Below are 19410 nucleotides of genomic sequence, written 5' to 3'. Positions count from 1 at the left end.
AGGTGTTGCAAACGGCTTCTGAAAGAATATTGTTTAGGTTATCAGGTCAACATACCGCCATCCACCTGGATGGTTTGCCCTGTAATATAAGCGGACATATCTGATCCTAGAAATACACATGCGTTCGCAACATCTTCCGGCTGACCGCCTCTTTTCAAAGGAATCGCATCTCTCCAGCTTTGAACTACCTTTTCGTCCAATACCTCGGTCATCTCGGTCTCGATAAAGCCTGGCGCAACCGCATTGCATCGAATACCTCGGGAACCAAGCTCCAGCGCTACAGACTTTGTAAAACCGATGATACCAGCTTTTGATGCAGCGTAGTTAGACTGTCCCGGGTTACCTTTCACACCGACAACAGAAGACATATTGATGATAGAACCGCTTCTCTGTTTCATGAAAGTTCTGGCAGAGGCTTTTACAGTATTAAAACAAGATTTCAGGTTAACCTGCATGATTTCATCCCAGCTTTCCTCAGTCATCCTCATAAGTAGATTATCCCTGGTGATTCCAGCATTGTTGATAAGGATATCAAGAGAACCAAAATCTGCAACCACTCCGTCAATCAATTCCTGAGCGGCAGCAAAATCAGAAGCATCAGAACGATATCCTTTTGCCTTGACGCCAAATGCTTCCAATTCTTTTACAAGTGCCTCACCTTTTTCCACGCTTGACAAGTATGTAAATGCAACGTTGGCACCCTCTTCAGCATATGTTAAGGCTATTGATCTACCGATTCCTTTAGAAGCCCCGGTGATCAGGGCGGTTTTTCCTTCTAGTATTTTCATAAATTGAGACTTTTTAGTCAGCTTGTTAACAAATCTTAGTCTTCCCTCATCCTGAAGCCAGTAATGAAAGACCGGAGCGCAATTTTAATAATATTTGGATTATCCTCGGCACTCGCTTTAATTTCTAACTGGCATGGTATAGGGTATACTGCTGACAGCTGCTACTATCTGAAGGAAGCAGGACAATTATCAGGTAAGGGCCTTTGGGCATTCTTGTCAGATCATGGATTGCCGCAAAGTCTTCTGATCATACTATTGTCCGGAATACCTGAAAATGGATGCCGGATTATGTCAATCATCAATATCTTATGCTTTTCTGCTTCAGCAACCCTGTGGTTCTGTATGACCAAAGAGCTTTTCACCCTGCGATCTAGATGGCTGGCCTTTGGACTGCTTATGGCTTTTAATACCCCGATGTTAATGGGGATTAGTTTTTTATGGACAGAAGCATTGTTCTTTCTTATTTTCTTGTTGGTGGTTTACTCGGCCATTCGTCTGGAAAAGAATATGAATTCAGGGAACATTGCAATACTTCTTTTAAGTGTGATCCTTCTGATTATGGCACGTAAAGCGGGAATGATCGTTGGACTAGCTATTGCCATATATCTTATCTGGACTATCCTCTCTGAAAATAAACTCAAATGGGTCCTGACTTCAGTTTTAGGTTTGCTCATATTTGCTTTCTATGGAAACCTCGGACTACCGAACCTCATCGGGGAAAGACCTTCTATCGACTTTTCCTTTCAAAATGTGCTGTACCAAATGGATACTATCGGAAGTTGGATTGTTCCTTTTTGGGCCACAATGGCTTGCGTTGGCATAATAATCACAGTGATTGCCTACCTGATAACCGGAAAACTGAAAGGCGTTCGATTACCGCTTGTCATTCTATCTTGCTACATCTTCATTCGACTCTTCTTTGAGCGGGAATGGGCCGAAGAACATGAACGCTATCTCTCTGTGATCTATCCCCTGTTTTTAGTTGTTGGAATTAAATGTTTTGATATTAGTCACCGGCATAAGCCATTAAAATACGGATCTGAGGTGATCTTATGGTTGATCGTCCTTTATAATGCTGTTCGCGCAATAAAAAATGTCTGGATGTGGCACCATGTGGGATGCATGTTGTAATTACAATTTTATTTGTTGCCTTCAGGACTTAGATTTGCGGCTCGATTAACTAAGCATTAAACTTTATCAGATATGGCATCTCAATATGATCTTATCGTCATCGGCAGTGGTCCAGGCGGGTATGTAGCAGCAATTCGAGCTTCTCAACTAGGAATGAAAGTAGCTGTAGTAGAACGTGCCGAGCTAGGTGGAATCTGTTTGAACTGGGGATGTATCCCGACCAAAGCATTGTTGAAAAGTGCACAGGTTTTTGAATACACGCAGCATGCGGAGGATTATGGGATCAAAATTCAGAAAGCTGAGGCCGATTTCGACGGCATGGTGAAAAGAAGCCGTGGTGTTGCTGATGGCATGAGCAAGGGGGTGACCTTCCTGATGAAGAAGAATAAAATTGAGGTCATTAAGGGTTTTGGAAAACTGGCAAAAGGTAAGAAGGTTGAGGTGACTGACGATGCCGGAAAGAAAACCCTTTATGATGCGAAAAACATTATCCTGGCTACAGGTGCTCGCTCCAGAGAACTTCCTGCACTTCCGATCGATGGTAAAAAAATCATCGGTTACAGACAGGCGATGGTACTTGACAAGCAACCTAAAAAAATGGTTGTGGTTGGATCCGGTGCGATCGGTGTAGAATTTGCCTACTTCTATCACTCATTAGGAACTGAGATCACAATAGTAGAATTCCTTCCAAACGTGGTGCCGGTTGAAGATGAAGAGGTAAGTAAAGCACTTGAAACCAGCTTCAAGAAGAAGGGCATGAAAATCATGACTTCCAGCGAAGTAACCAACGTAGACACCAAAGGAAAAGGCTGTGTGGTTACTGTGAAGACCAAGAAAGGTGAAGAGAAGATCGAGTGTGACGTTGTCCTTTCTGCTGTAGGTATCGCTACCAACCTTGAGGGCCTTGGCCTGGAAGATCTTGGTGTTAAGCACGACAAAGGCAAAGTCCTTGTAAATGACTATTACAAAACCAACATCGAAGGTGTTTACGCCATCGGTGATATCGTACATGGCCCGGCGCTGGCACACGTAGCCTCTGCAGAAGGTATTATCTGCGTGGAGAAAATTGCAGGTCAGAGCCCTCATCCATTGAACTATGGAAACATCCCTGGATGTACTTACTGTACTCCTGAGATCGCTTCAGTAGGTATGACGGAGAAAGCCGCCAAAGAAGCAGGTTACGAAATCAAAGTGGGTAAATTCCCATTCTCTGCATCAGGTAAGGCATCTGCTGCCGGTTCAAAAGAAGGATTCGTAAAAGTGATCTTCGATGCGAAATACGGTGAGTGGTTAGGTTGCCACATGATAGGTGCAGGTGTGACTGACATGATCGCTGAGGCGGTTGTTGCCAGAAACCTCGAGACCACAGGCCATGAAATCATCAAATCTGTTCACCCTCACCCTACCATGTCTGAGGCAGTGATGGAAGCTGCAGCAGCGGCTTACGATGAGGTGATTCACCTGTAATAAAAAACTCGTTTTAAATCTTAGAGGCCGGTTGTTAACGCAATCGGCTTTTTTGTGTCATATAACTACCTTAAAACAAACGGCACCACGATCGCTGTGATCCCAGTCAATACTACTACCATCATAAACAAATTGTACCGCGTATAATAATTTCCTAAAAGACTAAGATCATAGTACTTTTCAACCTTTTGATCCTTATACATTTCCAACAAACCATTCAGTAGCTTCTGTCTTGTTTGCTTCCCTTTGGTCAGGCCGAAAATCACTACGACATTAATCAAGATCAGTAGGGTCACAAATAGCATCATTACGACCAACATCGTTTGATTAGATCTTGATTCATGAGACATTCCGGCGTTGACAGCCAGTATGATCAAGTTCAAAGCTATCGAGGTGATGATAAAATGATATCCGTTTTCGTATTCTGATGCAACTCAGAAGTGATGTGTTTGTGTACATGCTCAATCATGATGGTAGGGGTTAATTGGTACAACATTTCATTAAGTGTCAACAACAGTCGATACTTGTGATTTTACTTTATCAGAATCTTTCTCTTCTCTCGGTTAAACGTTCCTGCAATACTTTCATACTTACTCTCATATTCAAATTTTTCCTCATCCTGAAGCTCAAGAATTGCCTTTCGGATCGATGCCAAAGTTGAGTCCTGGCCGTTTATAATCGTCAGATTGTCCATGAAAAGAGATGGTTCCTGTATCGCGGAAGGAAAAAACAATCACATAGAATAAGCTATGGTCATACAATCGCCGGGTTGCAATTGAAATGATAGGGTATTCTCGTTTACCTCCACGATTCCCCTGGTTTTATACCACATCTGAAAATAACAGCTTTGACAGTGGGCAAAATCTGCATTATCAAAACTGATACAAACCTCCGGATCCCTACTATTGTAGTAGTCTAAAGGATTGTTCACCAGATAATCTTCAGAAGCATAGGTCAGCACGGTAGCAGGCTGATCGGTGCAATTGATAATCTCCAGTGAGTTCCATCCCTCGCAATAGGTGCTCAAAAAGAGAAGGCTAAGTGGTAAAGTGAGTGAATAAAAGGTGTTCATTTCTATATCATTTTGACCTAACCAACTTCATCAAAGCATTCCAGTACCTTCTTCAAAAAAGCATTAGCATCGATCTCGAATAAACCCATACGAACAACCACCAGTTTTTTGGACGGAATAATGAATACCCGCTGTCCTCCATACCCATCGATATAATACATATCCTGCGGAACATCCGGGAATTTTCGCTGGTTAGGGTTTTCCTTATCGTATCCATTTAACCATAACTGGTACCCGTGCTGCTTCAATTTATCAGCGCTCGAAGGAGTGGTGCTTTCCGTGACCCAATTCACAGGTAGGATTTGCTCCCCATTCCATGCTCCATTATTATAATAGAGCAGTCCAACCCGGGCAAAATCTCTTGCTGTGGCATAGCTATACGCTGATCCCACGTAAGTTCCCGACGCATCAGGTTCCAACAAAAAGCTATACGCATTGATTTTATAGAACAACTCTTCAAAAGGGAAAGAAGCATAATCATCCTCATCTACCTGATCTCGGATAATCCGACTAAGAATATTGGTATTCCCACTACTGTAATTAAAGGATGTCCCAGGCTCATGAATCAATTTTAATCCGGCTGAATAGGCTGCCATGTCCCCCTCACTAAACAGCATCTGGATCACATTGCTTGGTCGGGCATAATTTTCCACGAAATCAATCCCTGAGGTTTGTTGAAGCAGATGCTTTATCGTAATGGCTCCTTTTTCATTATCTGACCATTCTGGTACCGGCGCTTGATCGTCAACAGATAATTTGCCCTGCTTTACCAGTATGCCCACCATCGCAGCAGTAAGCGTTTTAGACATAGACCAACCTAACATGACCGTGTTTTTGTCATAACCATCGGCATAGTGCTCCGCGACAATCTTTCCATCAAAGAGCACGAGAACTGCTCGGGTGTCTGCAAAATGACCATTCTCTGATTGCTCCCTCATCACATCTTTAATCGCTGTGTTCAATTGCTGATAATCCACATTCGGCAGTGCTTGTTGCTCAACAAAGTCACCAACCGGCCAGAGAATAGAATCTTTATTGATTGTCGGAGGCTTTGGGATCACAATTTTTTGGGCCCTGATCGTAGCTTCCTCAAAGTCATTAACCAATGTGCATCCGCATTCCTTTCTGTAAATGGCTTTCCTACCTGCCAATCCCCATACAAAACCGGTTGTTGAAGCATCTTCTGAATCCCAGGTGAAGGCACCCAGTGAAACAGGAAAATGGGAAAGATCCTCCTGAATAACATCAGATGACTCCCGGTGCTGAAGATAAATGGCCGAACAAAGATTTTTGGCACCATAGCCGCTAATCCCCGGGAAGACATTTAAGTAAAGCCATAAAAAGACACACATTAAAACAATGGGCATCAACAAAAGAATGATTTTGAGCATTTTCTTCATATGCTAGTGGACCTTGGTGATACTCCTTTTCATAATTCCATAAGACAGATAGAGGAGACAAGGTGGTAATATTCCGAATAAAAAGATACCAGTATCCTCAATAAAATGATGCAAACTGAACTCTTGCGTCACAAAAAATGAAGTAAACAAGCATACCATAGCTAAAGTAGAAATAAGGCCTCCTGTTAGTTCACTCCTATATCCAATAATTAGACCTATAACCGTAGAAACTGGAAAACATGCGAACATAAAAATCTCTTCTGGCCCCTGGAAACCATTACCCTGTCGGCCTTCAAAAATGGCTCCGTAGATATGAGCGAATACAAAAAGCAGGATGAAGGCCAAAATTAGGCTACCCCAGATTCTGGCTGACCATAGTAGAATACGTGTCGAATTTGATAGATTCTTCATAACTATGTTAAATTTAGAAGGAGCCTTTGCCTTAGATTAAGTTAGATATTAAGATTTTTATCCCGTTGCATAACGCTTGTAAAACAGTTGTAAAATCTATGTATAAGAACTCAATGCCTATTTTTCATCACCCTAACCGATATTATGGAGCCGGCTGAATCTGACCTTTTTGGATTGCTCAAAAGCAAAATCGTTAAAGTGATGCAGCGATCTCATCCCGGCATGCCGGACAAGATGGCTAACTGGAAAGGACATGAAATCACCAAGTTCCAGGAAGACCTGCTATCCAAACAAAGGCAAAACATTAGTGCGAAATGGTTCTATACCCACATGAAATCGGAAAATGAGCAACTGCCAAGGATTGACGTGTTAAATTTCCTCTCGCAGTATGCCGGCTACCGGGATTGGGCAGATTTCAAGTATCAAATCTCTCTAAACTACCGAGATAACGTTACTTCGGCCGAAACACCCTTAGCTCAAGACGGATCGAATCGGGTATTCTACGTGATACCGGCCATAGTAATACTGACGCTTGGCTTTTTTTTCGTCATTTTTCAATTGCTCAGCAAAGAGGAAGTCATTATCTGCTTTTATGACTATCATACGGGCAAAGCCATAACACATCATAACATAAAAGTTCGGATGCTCAATAATGGAGAGACCATAACTTATGACTGTAGCTGGGATGGGTGTTGCAGCGTAGAAACTCTCGAAGAAACTATCACCTTCATTGCCAGTGTACCTCAATACCAAACGGACACTCTCACAAGAAAGGCCATCAAGAGCGGCATTCAGGTCAACCTCATACCTGAATAGTTCATACCTAAAACTCCACCCGATAGCTGATATTCGGAAAGAAACCCAGCTGCGAGGCCGAGTAAATTTTCCCATCTGCATAGTATCTACCATATTCATTGGTCACTGCAAATACATTCTGGATATTCAGGGCGATCACGCTAGCTGCATACTGCCTGTTGACCTTGTAGCTTGCACCCAAATCAATGCGCCAGTAGTCGTTCATCTTGGCGGTATTATTTCGGTCATAATCCCTTACTGTATATCCTGCTTCCTGAGATTGCTGAAAAAGGATCGGAGCTTCTCGCTTACCTCCCGAATAGATAAAGCGCATATTGAGGTTAAGGATCTTTTGTCCTCCCGCATACTTAAATTCCTTTCCTCCAAGTGCATTAAAAATATAGTTTCCATTGAAAACTGTATTTCGTTCCACACCATCGATACCCGTATACCTTGATTGGTACAAGGAGCCATTGATCATAAAGTACCGATCACGAACAAAAAATTTCTCCAGGGAAATCTCCACTCCATAATTTCTTCCTGTCCCCTCATTCACCAACTTTTCGGCAGTGTAACCATCATATTCATTCAATGCACTCAAGGTAAGCAAGTATGGATCAGATACAGTATCTGATGCCCAAACCGGCACCTCAAACAGATATTGATAATAAGCCTCGGTCTTCAGCCTCAGGTCTGAGCGTAACATGCGTTCAAAGCCTATCACCCCATGGGCAGCACGAGAAAATCCCAGATCCTTATTTTCCTGCACATAACTCCCATCAGAAAGCTCATACTGAGACTTATAAAGTGAAAGTGACTCCATACGGCTATGCAAACCAAACCCCGTTGTGATCACGGAATTGGAGTTTAACTGCCAGCGTGCTCCGATTCGCGGCTCCAGATAGGTGTTTCCATTCAATGCAAACCAGGAGCCATGTACACCTGTGTTAATCGTCACATTCTCGTTAAGTCGGTGCTGCCATTGTACATAGCTTTGATAAAAGTAAGTGTGACCACTTTCATCTAGAAGCACCGTGTATTTGCCATCTCCACGCCACCACTCTTCATTGTACAGGTCAAAATTTAGTCGGCTTGCAATCAGACCAATGCGCATCGTATTTTTCGCATTAAACTTCTGGTTTAAGTAGGTGGAAAAGCGAACCGCAGTTTCCAGCATTTCCTCTGTTTCAATCACCCTGACTCTCATGGAGTCGTATCGACCCTGAATGTTTTGAGCAGTGACAGACAAAACGGACTGAATGTACAGGTTAGGATTTAGGTGAATCGTGTGGGTCACCCCTGTAGCCCCCATATATTGCTTCTCCTTTTCAAAGCTGCGATAGAGTGCAGTGGAATCTTCGTCGTATCCGAATTGACTAAAATAAGTGGCTGCATAGGCCGAATCCTGCGAAAAATCGTAGAAGTTGTAGTATTTCCCCGTGTAAGTGTTGATTCCTCCAAGGCCCCAAACGGAGAAGGTGCCCATTTTCTTAGTGGGGAGGTTAAGCTTAAAAGACAAGTCCTGAAAAGAAATCGCCTCCTCTTCTCCAAGAATATCCAAACCGATGGCCGAAAATAGGCCAAGGGTTGAGTACCTATAGTTAAAAAGATAGGATGCATTGGATTCTCCTTTAAACGGCCCCTCGGATGAGGCCTGAATCCCTAACATACCGGCCTGAAAAGTAGTCTCGCGCTTATCGAAATTTCCATTGCGCATGCGCAGATCAAAAATACCTGAGTAGGCATTACCATATTGTGCCGGAAAGGCTCCGGTAAAAAAATCTGAGTTGCTCAAAACATTGGCGCTCAACATACTGATACCTCCCGCTGAGGACCCTACCTCCGCAAAATGATTAGGGTTAGGAATCTCTACCCCTTCCAGTCGCCATAGCAACCCTTTTGGAGAATTCCCACGGATCACTATTTCATTGAGGAGATCATCCCCACCACCACTGACACCTGCCTGTGACAAGGCTGCCCGAGCCGGATCATCAAAAGTCGCCGCGTATCGGCTGGTTTCCTCCACACTCATCGAAATGGCACTGACACTCGCCATATCATCTAATGGCTGCCCCTTGGCCTGTTTATCTGCGACAATAACCACTTCTTCCATCTGGGTAAGTGATTCAATCAGTTCGATCTCCAATATCGTTTCCTTCCCTGAGCCGACAATAACATTCGGAATGGACTTACTTTCATAACCGACGGATGAAAAAACGAGGGTCAAACGACCGATCGGAACCTCTGTAATACGGAAATAACCCTCATAATCAGTTGTGCCACCCATGAGAGGATCTGAATCCTTGATCAGGACAGTGGCTCCAATTACCGGGCTTTTGGATTGTTGATCAACAACACGGCCTTTAATAGTTTGTGTAAATTCCTGCGCCAACGTTGTTAATGTCAGGCACATCAAAGCAATTAGACAGGTGAATGTTCTCATATCAAGAGATGCGTGCTTAAAAAATATTTTGGTCTGCAAAATGATCAAATTTTTTATTGAGGGTTGCATGCGCTCATAAAAATGTATTCCCTCATCTAATTCCTTTGACCTAATTTTACCTATGCTCAAATCGTACTTTGATGAGAACAAAATAGAAGCAGGCTGCGATGAAGCCGGACGTGGATGTCTGGCAGGCCCCGTGGTAGCCTCTGCTGTAATTCTCCCAAAGGATTTTAGCGATCCTCTCTTGAATGATTCGAAGCAATTAACGGAAACCCAGCGGCTAGGGTTAATGGAAATGATCAAAAAAGAAGCGATCGCCTATGCCGTTGCGGAGGTCTCTCAGGAAGTAATTGATGAAATCAATATACTGAACGCGTCTTTCCTGGCAATGAACAAGGCAGTGGAGATGCTGGGACAGCAACCGGAATTATTGCTGATCGACGGAAACCGGTTCCGCACCCAGGGTGATATACCGTACGAATGCATCATAAAGGGTGACGGAAAATATTATTCAATAGCGGCGGCCTCTATTCTGGCGAAAACCCATCGTGATGACCTTATGAGAGCGGCAGCCGAGCAATACCCGGGTTACGGTTGGGAAACGAATGTGGGCTACCCCACCGTAGCTCATCGCAATGCCATCCGTGAACAAGGAGTTACCCCGCTTCACCGCATGAGCTTTCAGCTACTGCCAAGACAATTGGAACTTTTCAAATAGATGGACGTCCTTTCCAGATTAGCCTCTTCACAAGAACGACTGGACCAAGACCCCAACAAGGTCCTCGCTCAGGAGATCGTACAAAGCAACGACATACTGGCTATTGGGGAATTGAAGGCCCTGCTCCAACACAAAAGTACCAATATCCTTTTCGATGCGTTGAAGGTACTGGAGGTGGTTGGGGAAAATGACCCGGAGCTGATCCGTGACCTCTTTGATGACCTTGTTCCCTTACTCACTCATAAAACAAACAAAATAGTCTGGATAGCCATGAGTGCCTTTTGCCAAATCACCCATTACCATCCCGAAAAGACCTTTGATCACCTCCCCCGGATTCTGCAGATCATGGATGAGGGCAGTGTCATCACCCGAGATAAGGGCTTTAAAATTCTGGTAGGTCTTTATACTGATGAGCGCTATCGGGATGAATGCAAGCCACTCATCCGGGAGCAGCTGATTAAAGCGCCAGATAATCAATTTGGGATGTACACTGAAAAATGGATGGAGGTGATCCAGCCTTCGGACCTCAGGTCGCTCATTACCATCGTGGAGAAACGACACCCTGAACTCACCAGCCCGAGTCATATCAAACGTGCACAAAAGAATTTAGCCCGGCTTCTGAAACGTCGTTAGTTGGAACCACACATACCCCGCAATCGCTTGGCTATGCAGATTGATTCATAAGGATCCAACCGGAATACCAGAGAATTGAATTCCAACTTCATAACTCATGCACGGATGTTTCTACTACCTATGAAAGCTTGATGAGATAAATTTGAGCACCTCCGGCAGTGCGGTGCGCCAATAAGTCCAGTTATGGTCACCATCTCGTACACGAAACTCATGAGGGATCTTTTTGTCAAGCATGAGCGCATGAAGTTCCATGTTGTTCTTGATCAGGAAGTCATCGTCACCACAGTCTATATAGTATTTAACAGTCTTAAATGGCTCAACGTCATCGTTTTCGAGCATAAACAAGGGGTTATTTGCTTTCATATATGCTGTGATCCGCTCCTCTCCGACCCCTTTTCTCTCACCAAACGAATGCCTTAAATACTTGTTGTACTCCTCATCGGATGATTCAAGGACAAACTCCCTGGTCAAAACTGCAGCACTCAAAGCGCCTACTGCAGCAAACATATCCGGGTGTTTAAACGCATAAAGCATTGCTCCATGTCCACCCATGGAAAGACCTGCCACAGCCCTGAATTGCTTTTCAGCCCTCACCCGGTACTGCGTCTCGATATGGGGGATAAACTCCTTAAAGAAAAAATCTTCATACATGATTTTTCCATCGTAAGAATTAAAATAAAAATCCAGCCCGGCATCCGGCATGGCAATAATCATATCCGTCACTTCCAGATCAGAGATCAGGGCATCGCCTATTTTTTTCACTTCACCGAATTGTGTCCACCCGGTCTCATCATCAGAATATCCATGTAGAAGGTACAGCACCGGGTATTTTCGGTTTGACTGGTCATAATCTTGCGGGAGATACACACTGTATTCCACGGTTTTGTTTAGGCTTTTGCTTTTGATTTTCAGGCTCTCCTGGAGATTGCCCTGAGAATATGTACTGATACCCACAGCAAGCATCAATAGACAGATGAGGTTTCGCATTGAATAAAGATAGTAAAAAGAGAAATCCATTGTCCATGACTGGTCAGCACTTAGCTTTTAATATGACCTACATAATCTATCAAAAGTGATTCCCGGCCTTAGAGAGGAATGGCTTGATCAAAACACCACTTATTAAACCCCATATCTCAACCTAGCTGAACTTTCTCACAGCGTCTACTGATCCTCATCATAACTGGATCTGACAATCAGGAAGACCTTTGTAGGCTCAACCGGAATTGTTTTTCGGTTTACGGAAGGTTATGTGCTTAAACCGATTGAGATGTCTCTGAGGGAGAAAATATTAGCATTAAAAGAAGAGAAAAATGCCATTATCCTGGCGCACTACTATCAGGAGGACGCCATTCAGGAACTTGCAGATTTTGTGGGTGATAGCCTGGAACTGGCCAGAAAGGCTTCAGAGCAGGAATCCGATATCATAGTATTTGCCGGGGTGCATTTTATGGCCGAAACCGCCAAAATTTTAAACCCTGACAGGAAAGTACTTCTTCCTGACCTGGCTGCTGGTTGTTCCCTTGCGGACCACTGTCCACCCGATGCGTTCAAAGCCTTCCTGGACCAATACCCCGATCACGTGGTCGTGACCTACATCAACTGTAGTGCAGAAATCAAAAGCATGAGTGATTATGTATGTACATCTTCCAATGCTGAAAATATAATCCGATCCATCCCGCAAGATCAACCTATAGTCTTTGCTCCGGACAAAAATCTGGGAAGGCATCTAGCCCAAATTACCGGACGAGATCTGGTGCTATGGGATGGCAGCTGCATCGTACACGAAGCCTTTAGTATTGACAAATTGCTGAGGCTTCATCAAAAATATCCTGAGGCAGAAATAATCGCCCATCCCGAGAGTGAAACCCCTGTATTGAAAGCAGCCTCATTCATTGGTTCCACCGCCAAATTGATCAGGTATGCACAGCAAAGTGCTTCGCAGGAATTCATTGTAGCTACTGAGGCCGGGATTCTGTTCGAAATGCAAAGGTTAATGCCGGACAAAACATTCATTCCTGCGCCCTCTCTGGAAGACAATACCTGTGCCTGCAGCGAATGTTCCTATATGAAGGTCAACACCCTTGAAAAAATTTACCAGTGTTTACTGCTTGAAACTCCTGAGATACAATTGCCCCGAAATCTTCAGGAGGCCGCATATCAACCCATTAAACGAATGCTTGAATTTTCATAGCGTATGGAGAAGGAACGATGTGACGTACTCATTGTTGGAACAGGGATAGCCGGACTCAGCTTCGCGCTGTATCTGAATGACCTCAGACCAGATCTTAGCATCATCCTCCTGAGCAAAGGTAAACTTCCGGAAACCAACACCCGCTTGGCTCAGGGAGGAATCGCTGCGGTCATAGATCACACCAGAGATTCATTTGAGCAGCACAAGAAAGATACACTCCAGGCAGGTGGCGGATATTGTGACGAAGCTGTAGTCAATATGGTTGTCAATGAGGCTCCCTGTTTGATTGACGATCTGATTCATTGGGGAGTGAAATTCGATTATGAAGGGTCTCAATTTCACCTTAACCGCGAAGGAGGTCACTCAGCCTTTCGGATACTGCATCATAAGGATTTTACCGGCAGAGAGATTCATCGCCGATTGTTAGATCAGGTTAAAAAAAGGAAAAACCTCATCATTAAAACCAATGCCTTTGCAGTTGATTTAGTAATTGAAAATAATCAGGTATTCGGTATGGACTATTGCTACTCCGAAAGTCGTGAGTACTCCCGGATCCTGGCAAAATCCGTCATGCTGGCTACCGGAGGAACTGGGCAGGTTTTTCCCTTCACCACCAATGACCCCTGTGCCACAGGTGATGGTCTTGCCATGGCTTCGAGAGCGGGGGCAATAATACAGGGGCTACAATTTTATCAGTTTCACCCCACTGCCCTGTACAGCGAAGGCAGCAACCGCTCCTTTCTGATATCGGAAGCAGTGAGAGGATTTGGGGCCCAGGTACTTAATAAATTCAACGATCGGTTTTTATTCAAATATGACCCCAGGGGTGAGCTGGCCACAAGAGACATTGTATCCAGCGCGATTTACCAGGAAATGATCGAGACTGTTAGCCCCTTTGTATCCTTAAGTGTCAAACACCTGGATTTGAATAAGTTCAAAGCCCAATTCCCAACTATTTGGGAAACCTGTCACAAGAATGGCATCGACCCGGGCAAAGAAGGTATCCCGGTCGTTCCGGCCGCGCACTATCAATGCGGAGGCATTCAGGTTGATATGGACGGTCAGTCCACGATAGAAAGATTATATGCCGGCGGAGAATGTGCCCACACAGGATTGCATGGTTCCAACAGACTCGCTTCCAATTCACTGCTGGAAGCGCTGGTTTTTTCACGTCGATCAGCCCACTCGGTAGCCAAGCATATTGATGGCTGGGACCAGAAAGAAATATTCGGGTCGCCTAGCATTGATTTTAATTCTAATACGCACAAGATATTAAAGATATCGGCGAAAAAACGAGCCTTGCAGCTACTCATGGAGCATGCCTGGCACCACCGAAATGAACCTGAACAATTAGAAAAAGCCTTAAGCAAGGTCTGGTCATGGAGAAAAGAATTAGCTCAACACCCTTTCAAAATCAATAGAACAACTGGTGAATTTCTCAACTTAATAGAGACATCCACCCTTATGCTCCGGGCACTACTAGAGCATTGTAAAATGATTAAATCTGCATCTTCAATACTCATCTCAAATTAAAAAAAATGAATCTTCATCATTTCCATATTCCGGTCATGGGACTGGCCTACACCATCGACACGCCCATTAAAGTAGCGCACTATGGTATTTCTTCCGTAGTATCAATCGTTCAGGACAACCTCATCGAAAAGATGAGAAAGCATTACTATGAGCACATTGGTGAAACTTATCATCCTATAAAAAATGGATCATCGGATTATCGTGCTCGCAGGATCACGGATTATCTCAACCTGATGAAGCACATCGTAGATCAAAATACAGATAAGCTCCGAGAATCCTACTTTGTAGAAGGTAGTGACATTACCAAATACTTTGAAATGCTCCCTGAGAGTATCCCGCTCAAAAAAACCTATAAGTTGATGAAGGGCATGCAAAATCCGGAGGAAAAAGCCAAACTTCAAAACTGGCTAAGAAACCACATTACGCCTGGAAGCATCGATGTCAATATCATGACCAAACTGGACAACCCAAGCATGGATCAGGAGGGAAATGAAATTGAAAACGGATCTGATGCAGTAGCTGCCTTAAGAGGTTATGCTAACAGTCAGCTTGAAGATTCTACTATCGTACTTTCTGCGGGTATGAATCCAAGATTATTTGCTTATATGGAAGGTCAAACTGCCTTTGACGCAAACACTGAAGGGAAATTTCAGAAAAAGATCGCCATCAAAGTCTCAGATTATCGTTCGGCATTGATTCAAGGAAAAATGCTGGCCAAAAAAGGCTTGTGGGTTAGTGAATTCAGAATTGAGTCAGGGCTGAATTGTGGAGGCCATGCCTTTGCAACTGACGGCTATTTACTGGGTGTGATCCTGGATGAGTTTAAAACCAAACGAGAGGAATTGACACAATCGCTTTTCGATATTTATAACCAAGCATTGACCTCAAGGGGTAACCCTGGCTTTGATCAACCTCACCAACTAAAAATTACTGTACAGGGTGGGATAGGAACACATGAAGAAAATCAGCTGCTGATGAAACAATACAACGTGGATGCACTCGGCTGGGGCACCCCATTTTTGCTGGTACCAGAAGCCACTACGGTTGACGAGCCGACCTTAAAGTCACTCGTCGCGGCTCGGGAAAAAGATGTGTTCCTTAGTAATAATTCTCCCTTGGGGGTACGTTTTCATTACCTGAAAGGCACTTCGGGTGAGCTAGAAAAGCTGAAACGTATTGCTAATGGCAAACCCGGCAGCCCTTGTACAGAGAAATACCTGGTGTCCAATACGGAGTTTGGGGATAAGCCAATTTGCACCGCTTCACACAATTATCAAAAAAAGAAACTCAAAGAGCTCAATGAGGCGGGACTAGATCCAGCCGAATATGAACGACAAAAAAAATTAGTCCTGGACAAGGAATGTTTATGTATTGGACTGAGCAACGCGGCCATCAATCAATACCAACTGACCCCATTCAAAAATCGTACGGCTACCAACATTTGCCCGGGACCAAACATCGCCTACTTTTCTGAGATCGTTTCGCTCAGGAGTATGGTGGATCATATTTATGGCCGACATAACGTTCTCAAGGACCAATCACGTCCTCATATGTTCATTAAGGAACTATCGCTTTATATCGATTACCTGAAGGAGCTAGTGACAGAAGAGCATCAATCACTGGATGATCGTCAACTTAAATATGTCCGTAAATTTCATGAAAACCTTCAGAATGGAATTACTTATTACCGAGGGTTGATGGCCAAAGTTAGACATGAATTTTCAGAGATGAGTGCTTCGGTAACTCGAAAGTTGGATGAGGCGGAACTACTTCTTAGCGACATCATGGAAGTAACACTGGCCCCGGTGGTATAGTCAATTATCATCAAGGCAATGTTCTTTGAAGAAAGGTAATTTAAAACAAGAATAACACCAAGTCATAGCATTTGACCACGCAGCTGTCAGTGTCTACCTCCGGCATAACAAGAAGGAAGTGGAAACAGTACACTATATTGTGATACCGAACACACAGATTATTATGATATGTCGGTATTCAAATTTCACTTCTGTCTGATTGTGATATTAGGGTTTGGGGCCTGCAATCAAAAGAAACCCAGCTCTAAAATCAAGGATATCGACCTCCTTAGAGGTAACATCACACTATGCGGCGACGGAGGCTTTGGAGAAGTAAATTTTGCCCTCGACTGCAATTTAGATGTTCGTGAGACATTCAATTTGGCTATCTCACTTTTGCATTCCTTTGAGTACAATGAAGCCGAAAAAGCCTTTGTCCAGGTAATCGATGCAGATCCCAATTGTGCAATGGCCTATTGGGGTGTTGCTATGAGCAATTTCCATGCGCTTTGGCTACAGTCCGGAACCGATTATCTGGTGAAAGGCTCGAAGATTTTAAAAGCAAGTAGCTCTTTAGAAAAATCAGAAAAAGCAAAAGATTATATCAACGCGATTTCAAGTTTTTATGACGATTGGGAAAATGTTAGCCATAAAGAGCGAGTCGAATTATTTGAGAACAAAATGAGACAAGTTTACCTCAAGTATGGTGACGATCGGGAAGCAGCCATTTTTTATGCCCTGGCACTTAGAGCGGCATCAGATCCCTCTGATAAGACCTATAGTAACCAAAAAGAATCAGGGAAAATCTTAGAATCTATCTATCAAGATCAGCCTAATCACCCTGGAATAGCTCATTATATTATCCATAATTATGATTACCCGGAATTAGCGGAACTTGCCCTCCCAACGGCAAGGCGTTATGCAGAGATAGCCCCGGCATCTGCACATGCTCAACATATGCCCTCTCACATCTTTACCCGACTTGGATTGTGGAAAGAATCGATTAACTCCAACCTCAATTCAACTGCTGCTGCCCTTTGCTATGCGAAAAGCATTGACATCAATGGTCATTGGGATGAGGAACTACACGGAATGGACTATTTAGTCTACGCTTATCTTCAAAAGGGTGATAATCGCATGGCCCAAGAACAGTACGATTACCTCAAAACTTTCAACGATGTTTTTCCCGCAAACTTTAAGGTGGCCTATGCTGCTGCAGCCATTCCATCCCGAATCGCTTTGGAGAATAAGAACTGGGAATCAGCCTCAAAACTTGAGCTGCCCTCACTGGCGATTGAATGGAGTGACTTCCCTTGGCAAAGGTCACTATTACACTTTGCGAGGGCAATGGGGGCTGTAAGGTCCGGTAAATTAAAACAGACCGAAAGTGAATTGAACGTTTTAGAATTAAACCTAAAAGAGCTTGTATACATCAATGATTCTTACAAAGCCAATCAGGTACAAATCCAAATAAACATCATTCGCGCCTGGCTACAGTTTTCCAACGGAGGAGAAAAGGAAGCCTTGTCTATGATGAAGCAAACTACTGAGATGGAATACAATACGAACAAACATCCAGTTACTCCCGGTGAAATACTTCCGGCCGGTGAAATTTATGGAGACCTCTTGCTAGAGGCTAATCAACCACTCAAAGCATTAAAGGCCTACGAAAGTGATTTAAAACGTCATCCTGGAAGATTGAATGGCATTTTCGGGGCTGCCGTGGCTGCAAAAAGCATTGGTGATGAAGAAACGGCAAATAGGTATTTCAACCAGTTGATCAGCCAATGCGCAGACTCCCATTCTGAAAGGAATGAACTTCTACTTGCAAAGGATTATCTAGGAAGACCAGAAGTAACCAAGACAATAGAATAGATCAGAAAACAACAATGAAGTTTAAGGCCCGGAACTTTATGAAGAAATTACTCCGCCATTCTGGGCCAGCCTCTCTTTCTGGAAACGTAGACCATCAGCCATACTCCAAATAAGGCCATAGGAATACTCAGTAGTTGTCCCATATTGAGCGCAAGGTTTGCTTCGAAAGCTTCCTGGTTCATTTTGAAGAACTCATCTACGAAACGCAGGCTCCAAAGCAAAAACATGAACAGGCCAAAAGAAAATCCAGCTGGCAGCGTCTGACGCTTCTTCCACCAGAGCCAGTAAAGGAGTAGCATAAGAACCACACAATATCCTGCCTCATACAATTGGGCAGCATGTCTTACAATCCCGGAACCGTAGATTTCCACAACAGATCTTCCACCCTTATCGACAATGGTATACTTCAATGGGCCCTCTCCAAAATCAATATGCTCCCGTACATCACTATACCTGTTGAGTGCAGACTTCAGGTTATTTTCAATAAATAACTTTTCCTGTGGGCTAACTATTGAGGCATAGGTCAAAACCGCTTTTACCGGCACCCTTCCCGGCTCTTCAAGTTCTCTTGAATCATCCGACTCAATTTGAACGGATTTCACTCGTTCATCATATTGCAACAAACTCTCGGTAAAAGCGGCATAAACCACCCCCATGTTCGAATGGGTTTCTGTCCCTTCCATTTCGGAATTAAAGAAATTCCCGATGCGTATCATCGCACCTGTCAACGCCACCACAATCACCATCCGGTCTACAATCCATCGGAGTTTATAAAGGGGATACTTTTTGCAAAACATATAAAGCCCTAGGAACATCCCCAGGGCCCCTCCATGGCTCGCCAATCCGCCTTCCCAAACTTTAATGATCTCAATTGGATTGGAGAGGTAATAACCGGGATTGTAAAACAGGCAGTGCCCCAAACGGGCTCCAACAACCACAGCTACCACCATGTAGACCGTCAGTTTTTCAACATCCTTTTCCGGTCTTCCTTCCTTCCTGAAAATTCTAAAAAGAACCTGCTGGCTGAGGATAAAGCCACCCGCGAATAACAACCCATACCATCTAACCGGTCGGTCTTCCAAACCTAAAAAGGACAATGGGATCGTGAAAATATCGGGATCAGGCGACCAGAGCAGGTAGCTAAGTATGAAGTTCAT

18 protein-coding genes are annotated in these 19410 nt (G+C 43.8%); 9 read left to right on the top strand and 9 right to left on the bottom strand.

Annotation, left to right across the window (positions count from 1 at the left end):
* Nucleotides 1-41 precede the first annotated feature (41 nt).
* Nucleotides 42-788 carry a 3-oxoacyl-[acyl-carrier-protein] reductase gene (gene fabG / locus NXR94_RS03625; RefSeq protein ID WP_258103211.1) on the bottom strand — a complete coding sequence of 249 codons (747 nt, stop codon included), beginning with the start codon at nt 786-788 and terminating at the stop codon, nt 42-44.
* A gap of 63 nt (nt 789-851) precedes the next feature.
* Between fabG and NXR94_RS03620 the strand changes: the two genes are divergently transcribed.
* Nucleotides 852-1919 carry a hypothetical protein gene (locus tag NXR94_RS03620; protein WP_258103210.1) on the top strand — a complete coding sequence of 356 codons (1068 nt, stop codon included), beginning with the start codon at nt 852-854 and terminating at the stop codon, nt 1917-1919.
* 72 nt (nt 1920-1991) lie between these two features.
* Nucleotides 1992-3386 carry a dihydrolipoyl dehydrogenase gene (gene lpdA, locus NXR94_RS03615; RefSeq protein ID WP_258103209.1) on the top strand — a complete coding sequence of 465 codons (1395 nt, stop codon included), beginning with the start codon at nt 1992-1994 and terminating at the stop codon, nt 3384-3386.
* A 65-nt stretch (nt 3387-3451) separates the two neighbouring features.
* Here the strand turns inward: lpdA and NXR94_RS03610 are convergent, their stop codons facing one another.
* The 5 genes from NXR94_RS03610 to NXR94_RS03590 all read right to left on the bottom strand — a co-directional run bounded on the left by NXR94_RS03610 (nt 3452) and on the right by NXR94_RS03590 (nt 6269).
* Nucleotides 3452-3769, bottom strand: a complete 318-nt coding sequence (locus tag NXR94_RS03610; RefSeq protein WP_258103208.1) for a hypothetical protein — start codon at nt 3767-3769, stop codon at nt 3452-3454.
* A gap of 149 nt (nt 3770-3918) precedes the next feature.
* Nucleotides 3919-4080 carry a hypothetical protein gene (locus NXR94_RS03605; protein WP_258103207.1) on the bottom strand — a complete coding sequence of 54 codons (162 nt, stop codon included), beginning with the start codon at nt 4078-4080 and terminating at the stop codon, nt 3919-3921.
* A 39-nt stretch (nt 4081-4119) separates the two neighbouring features.
* Nucleotides 4120-4458 (bottom strand): hypothetical protein, encoded by a 339-nt coding sequence (locus tag NXR94_RS03600; protein ID WP_258103206.1) that lies wholly within the window; start codon nt 4456-4458, stop codon nt 4120-4122.
* Nucleotides 4459-4475: 17 nt separating this feature from the next.
* The gene (locus NXR94_RS03595; RefSeq protein WP_258103205.1) at nt 4476-5825 is read right to left on the bottom strand and encodes a serine hydrolase; all 1350 of its coding nucleotides are present in this window, start codon (nt 5823-5825) and stop codon (nt 4476-4478) included.
* A gap of 36 nt (nt 5826-5861) precedes the next feature.
* On the bottom strand, nt 5862-6269 hold the full coding sequence (locus NXR94_RS03590) for a hypothetical protein (protein WP_258103204.1): 408 nt from the start codon (nt 6267-6269) through the stop codon (nt 5862-5864).
* A gap of 144 nt (nt 6270-6413) precedes the next feature.
* Here NXR94_RS03590 and NXR94_RS03585 point away from each other — a divergent pair, with 144 nt between their 5' ends.
* Nucleotides 6414-7085, top strand: a complete 672-nt coding sequence (locus NXR94_RS03585; RefSeq protein WP_258103203.1) for a hypothetical protein — start codon at nt 6414-6416, stop codon at nt 7083-7085.
* 7 nt (nt 7086-7092) lie between these two features.
* On the opposite strand, the gene NXR94_RS03580 is transcribed toward NXR94_RS03585, so the two are convergent.
* The gene (locus NXR94_RS03580) at nt 7093-9507 is read right to left on the bottom strand and encodes a TonB-dependent receptor (protein WP_258103202.1); all 2415 of its coding nucleotides are present in this window, start codon (nt 9505-9507) and stop codon (nt 7093-7095) included.
* Between the two features lie 121 nt (nt 9508-9628).
* Between NXR94_RS03580 and NXR94_RS03575 the strand changes: the two genes are divergently transcribed.
* Nucleotides 9629-10228, top strand: a complete 600-nt coding sequence (locus NXR94_RS03575) for a ribonuclease HII (protein WP_258103201.1) — start codon at nt 9629-9631, stop codon at nt 10226-10228.
* The gene (locus NXR94_RS03570) at nt 10229-10861 is read left to right on the top strand and encodes a hypothetical protein (RefSeq protein ID WP_258103200.1); all 633 of its coding nucleotides are present in this window, start codon (nt 10229-10231) and stop codon (nt 10859-10861) included.
* 114 nt (nt 10862-10975) lie between these two features.
* Here NXR94_RS03570 and NXR94_RS03565 read toward each other — a convergent pair whose 3' ends face one another.
* A complete protein-coding gene (locus tag NXR94_RS03565; protein ID WP_258103199.1) occupies nt 10976-11848 on the bottom strand; it encodes an esterase family protein in 873 nt (290 codons plus the stop codon).
* 280 nt (nt 11849-12128) lie between these two features.
* On the opposite strand from NXR94_RS03565, the gene nadA reads away from it, so the two are divergent.
* The 4 genes from nadA to NXR94_RS03545 all read left to right on the top strand — a co-directional run bounded on the left by nadA (nt 12129) and on the right by NXR94_RS03545 (nt 18253).
* Nucleotides 12129-13052, top strand: coding sequence for a quinolinate synthase NadA (gene nadA / locus NXR94_RS03560; RefSeq protein ID WP_258103198.1), 924 nt, complete (start codon nt 12129-12131; stop codon nt 13050-13052).
* Nucleotides 13053-13055: 3 nt separating this feature from the next.
* Nucleotides 13056-14585 carry an L-aspartate oxidase gene (gene nadB, locus NXR94_RS03555; RefSeq protein WP_258103197.1) on the top strand — a complete coding sequence of 510 codons (1530 nt, stop codon included), beginning with the start codon at nt 13056-13058 and terminating at the stop codon, nt 14583-14585.
* Nucleotides 14586-14590: 5 nt separating this feature from the next.
* The gene (locus NXR94_RS03550) at nt 14591-16399 is read left to right on the top strand and encodes a hypothetical protein (protein ID WP_258103196.1); all 1809 of its coding nucleotides are present in this window, start codon (nt 14591-14593) and stop codon (nt 16397-16399) included.
* A 168-nt stretch (nt 16400-16567) separates the two neighbouring features.
* Entirely contained in the window at nt 16568-18253 is a 1686-nt protein-coding gene (locus tag NXR94_RS03545; protein WP_258103195.1) for a hypothetical protein, read from the top strand.
* 47 nt (nt 18254-18300) lie between these two features.
* Here the strand turns inward: NXR94_RS03545 and NXR94_RS03540 are convergent, their stop codons facing one another.
* The gene (locus NXR94_RS03540) at nt 18301-19410 is read right to left on the bottom strand and encodes a prolipoprotein diacylglyceryl transferase (RefSeq protein WP_258103194.1); all 1110 of its coding nucleotides are present in this window, start codon (nt 19408-19410) and stop codon (nt 18301-18303) included.

The sequence above is a fragment of the Marinoscillum sp. MHG1-6 genome (assembly GCF_024714475.1).
GTDB lineage: Bacteria > Bacteroidota > Bacteroidia > Cytophagales > Cyclobacteriaceae > JAMZMI01.
Note: the sequence above shows the minus strand (reverse complement) of the source record. Positions and strands in the feature narration are given on the sequence as shown.

Coding starts and splice junctions, on each gene's coding strand:
- NXR94_RS03590 (WP_258103204.1), bottom strand. CDS start 6,269: ATGAAGAATCTATCAAATTCGACACGTATTCTACTATGGTCAGCCAGA.
- NXR94_RS03580 (WP_258103202.1), bottom strand. CDS start 9,507: ATGAGAACATTCACCTGTCTAATTGCTTTGATGTGCCTGACATTAACA.
- NXR94_RS03595 (WP_258103205.1), bottom strand. CDS start 5,825: ATGCCCATTGTTTTAATGTGTGTCTTTTTATGGCTTTACTTAAATGTC.
- nadB (WP_258103197.1), top strand. CDS start 13,056: ATGGAGAAGGAACGATGTGACGTACTCATTGTTGGAACAGGGATAGCC.
- NXR94_RS03545 (WP_258103195.1), top strand. CDS start 16,568: ATGTCGGTATTCAAATTTCACTTCTGTCTGATTGTGATATTAGGGTTT.
- nadA (WP_258103198.1), top strand. CDS start 12,129: ATGTCTCTGAGGGAGAAAATATTAGCATTAAAAGAAGAGAAAAATGCC.
- NXR94_RS03540 (WP_258103194.1), bottom strand. CDS start 19,410: ATGAACTTCATACTTAGCTACCTGCTCTGGTCGCCTGATCCCGATATT.
- NXR94_RS03620 (WP_258103210.1), top strand. CDS start 852: ATGAAAGACCGGAGCGCAATTTTAATAATATTTGGATTATCCTCGGCA.
- NXR94_RS03600 (WP_258103206.1), bottom strand. CDS start 4,458: ATGAACACCTTTTATTCACTCACTTTACCACTTAGCCTTCTCTTTTTG.
- NXR94_RS03550 (WP_258103196.1), top strand. CDS start 14,591: ATGAATCTTCATCATTTCCATATTCCGGTCATGGGACTGGCCTACACC.
- NXR94_RS03570 (WP_258103200.1), top strand. CDS start 10,229: ATGGACGTCCTTTCCAGATTAGCCTCTTCACAAGAACGACTGGACCAA.
- NXR94_RS03565 (WP_258103199.1), bottom strand. CDS start 11,848: ATGCGAAACCTCATCTGTCTATTGATGCTTGCTGTGGGTATCAGTACA.
- NXR94_RS03605 (WP_258103207.1), bottom strand. CDS start 4,080: ATGGACAATCTGACGATTATAAACGGCCAGGACTCAACTTTGGCATCG.
- NXR94_RS03575 (WP_258103201.1), top strand. CDS start 9,629: ATGCTCAAATCGTACTTTGATGAGAACAAAATAGAAGCAGGCTGCGAT.
- fabG (WP_258103211.1), bottom strand. CDS start 788: ATGAAAATACTAGAAGGAAAAACCGCCCTGATCACCGGGGCTTCTAAA.
- NXR94_RS03585 (WP_258103203.1), top strand. CDS start 6,414: ATGGAGCCGGCTGAATCTGACCTTTTTGGATTGCTCAAAAGCAAAATC.
- lpdA (WP_258103209.1), top strand. CDS start 1,992: ATGGCATCTCAATATGATCTTATCGTCATCGGCAGTGGTCCAGGCGGG.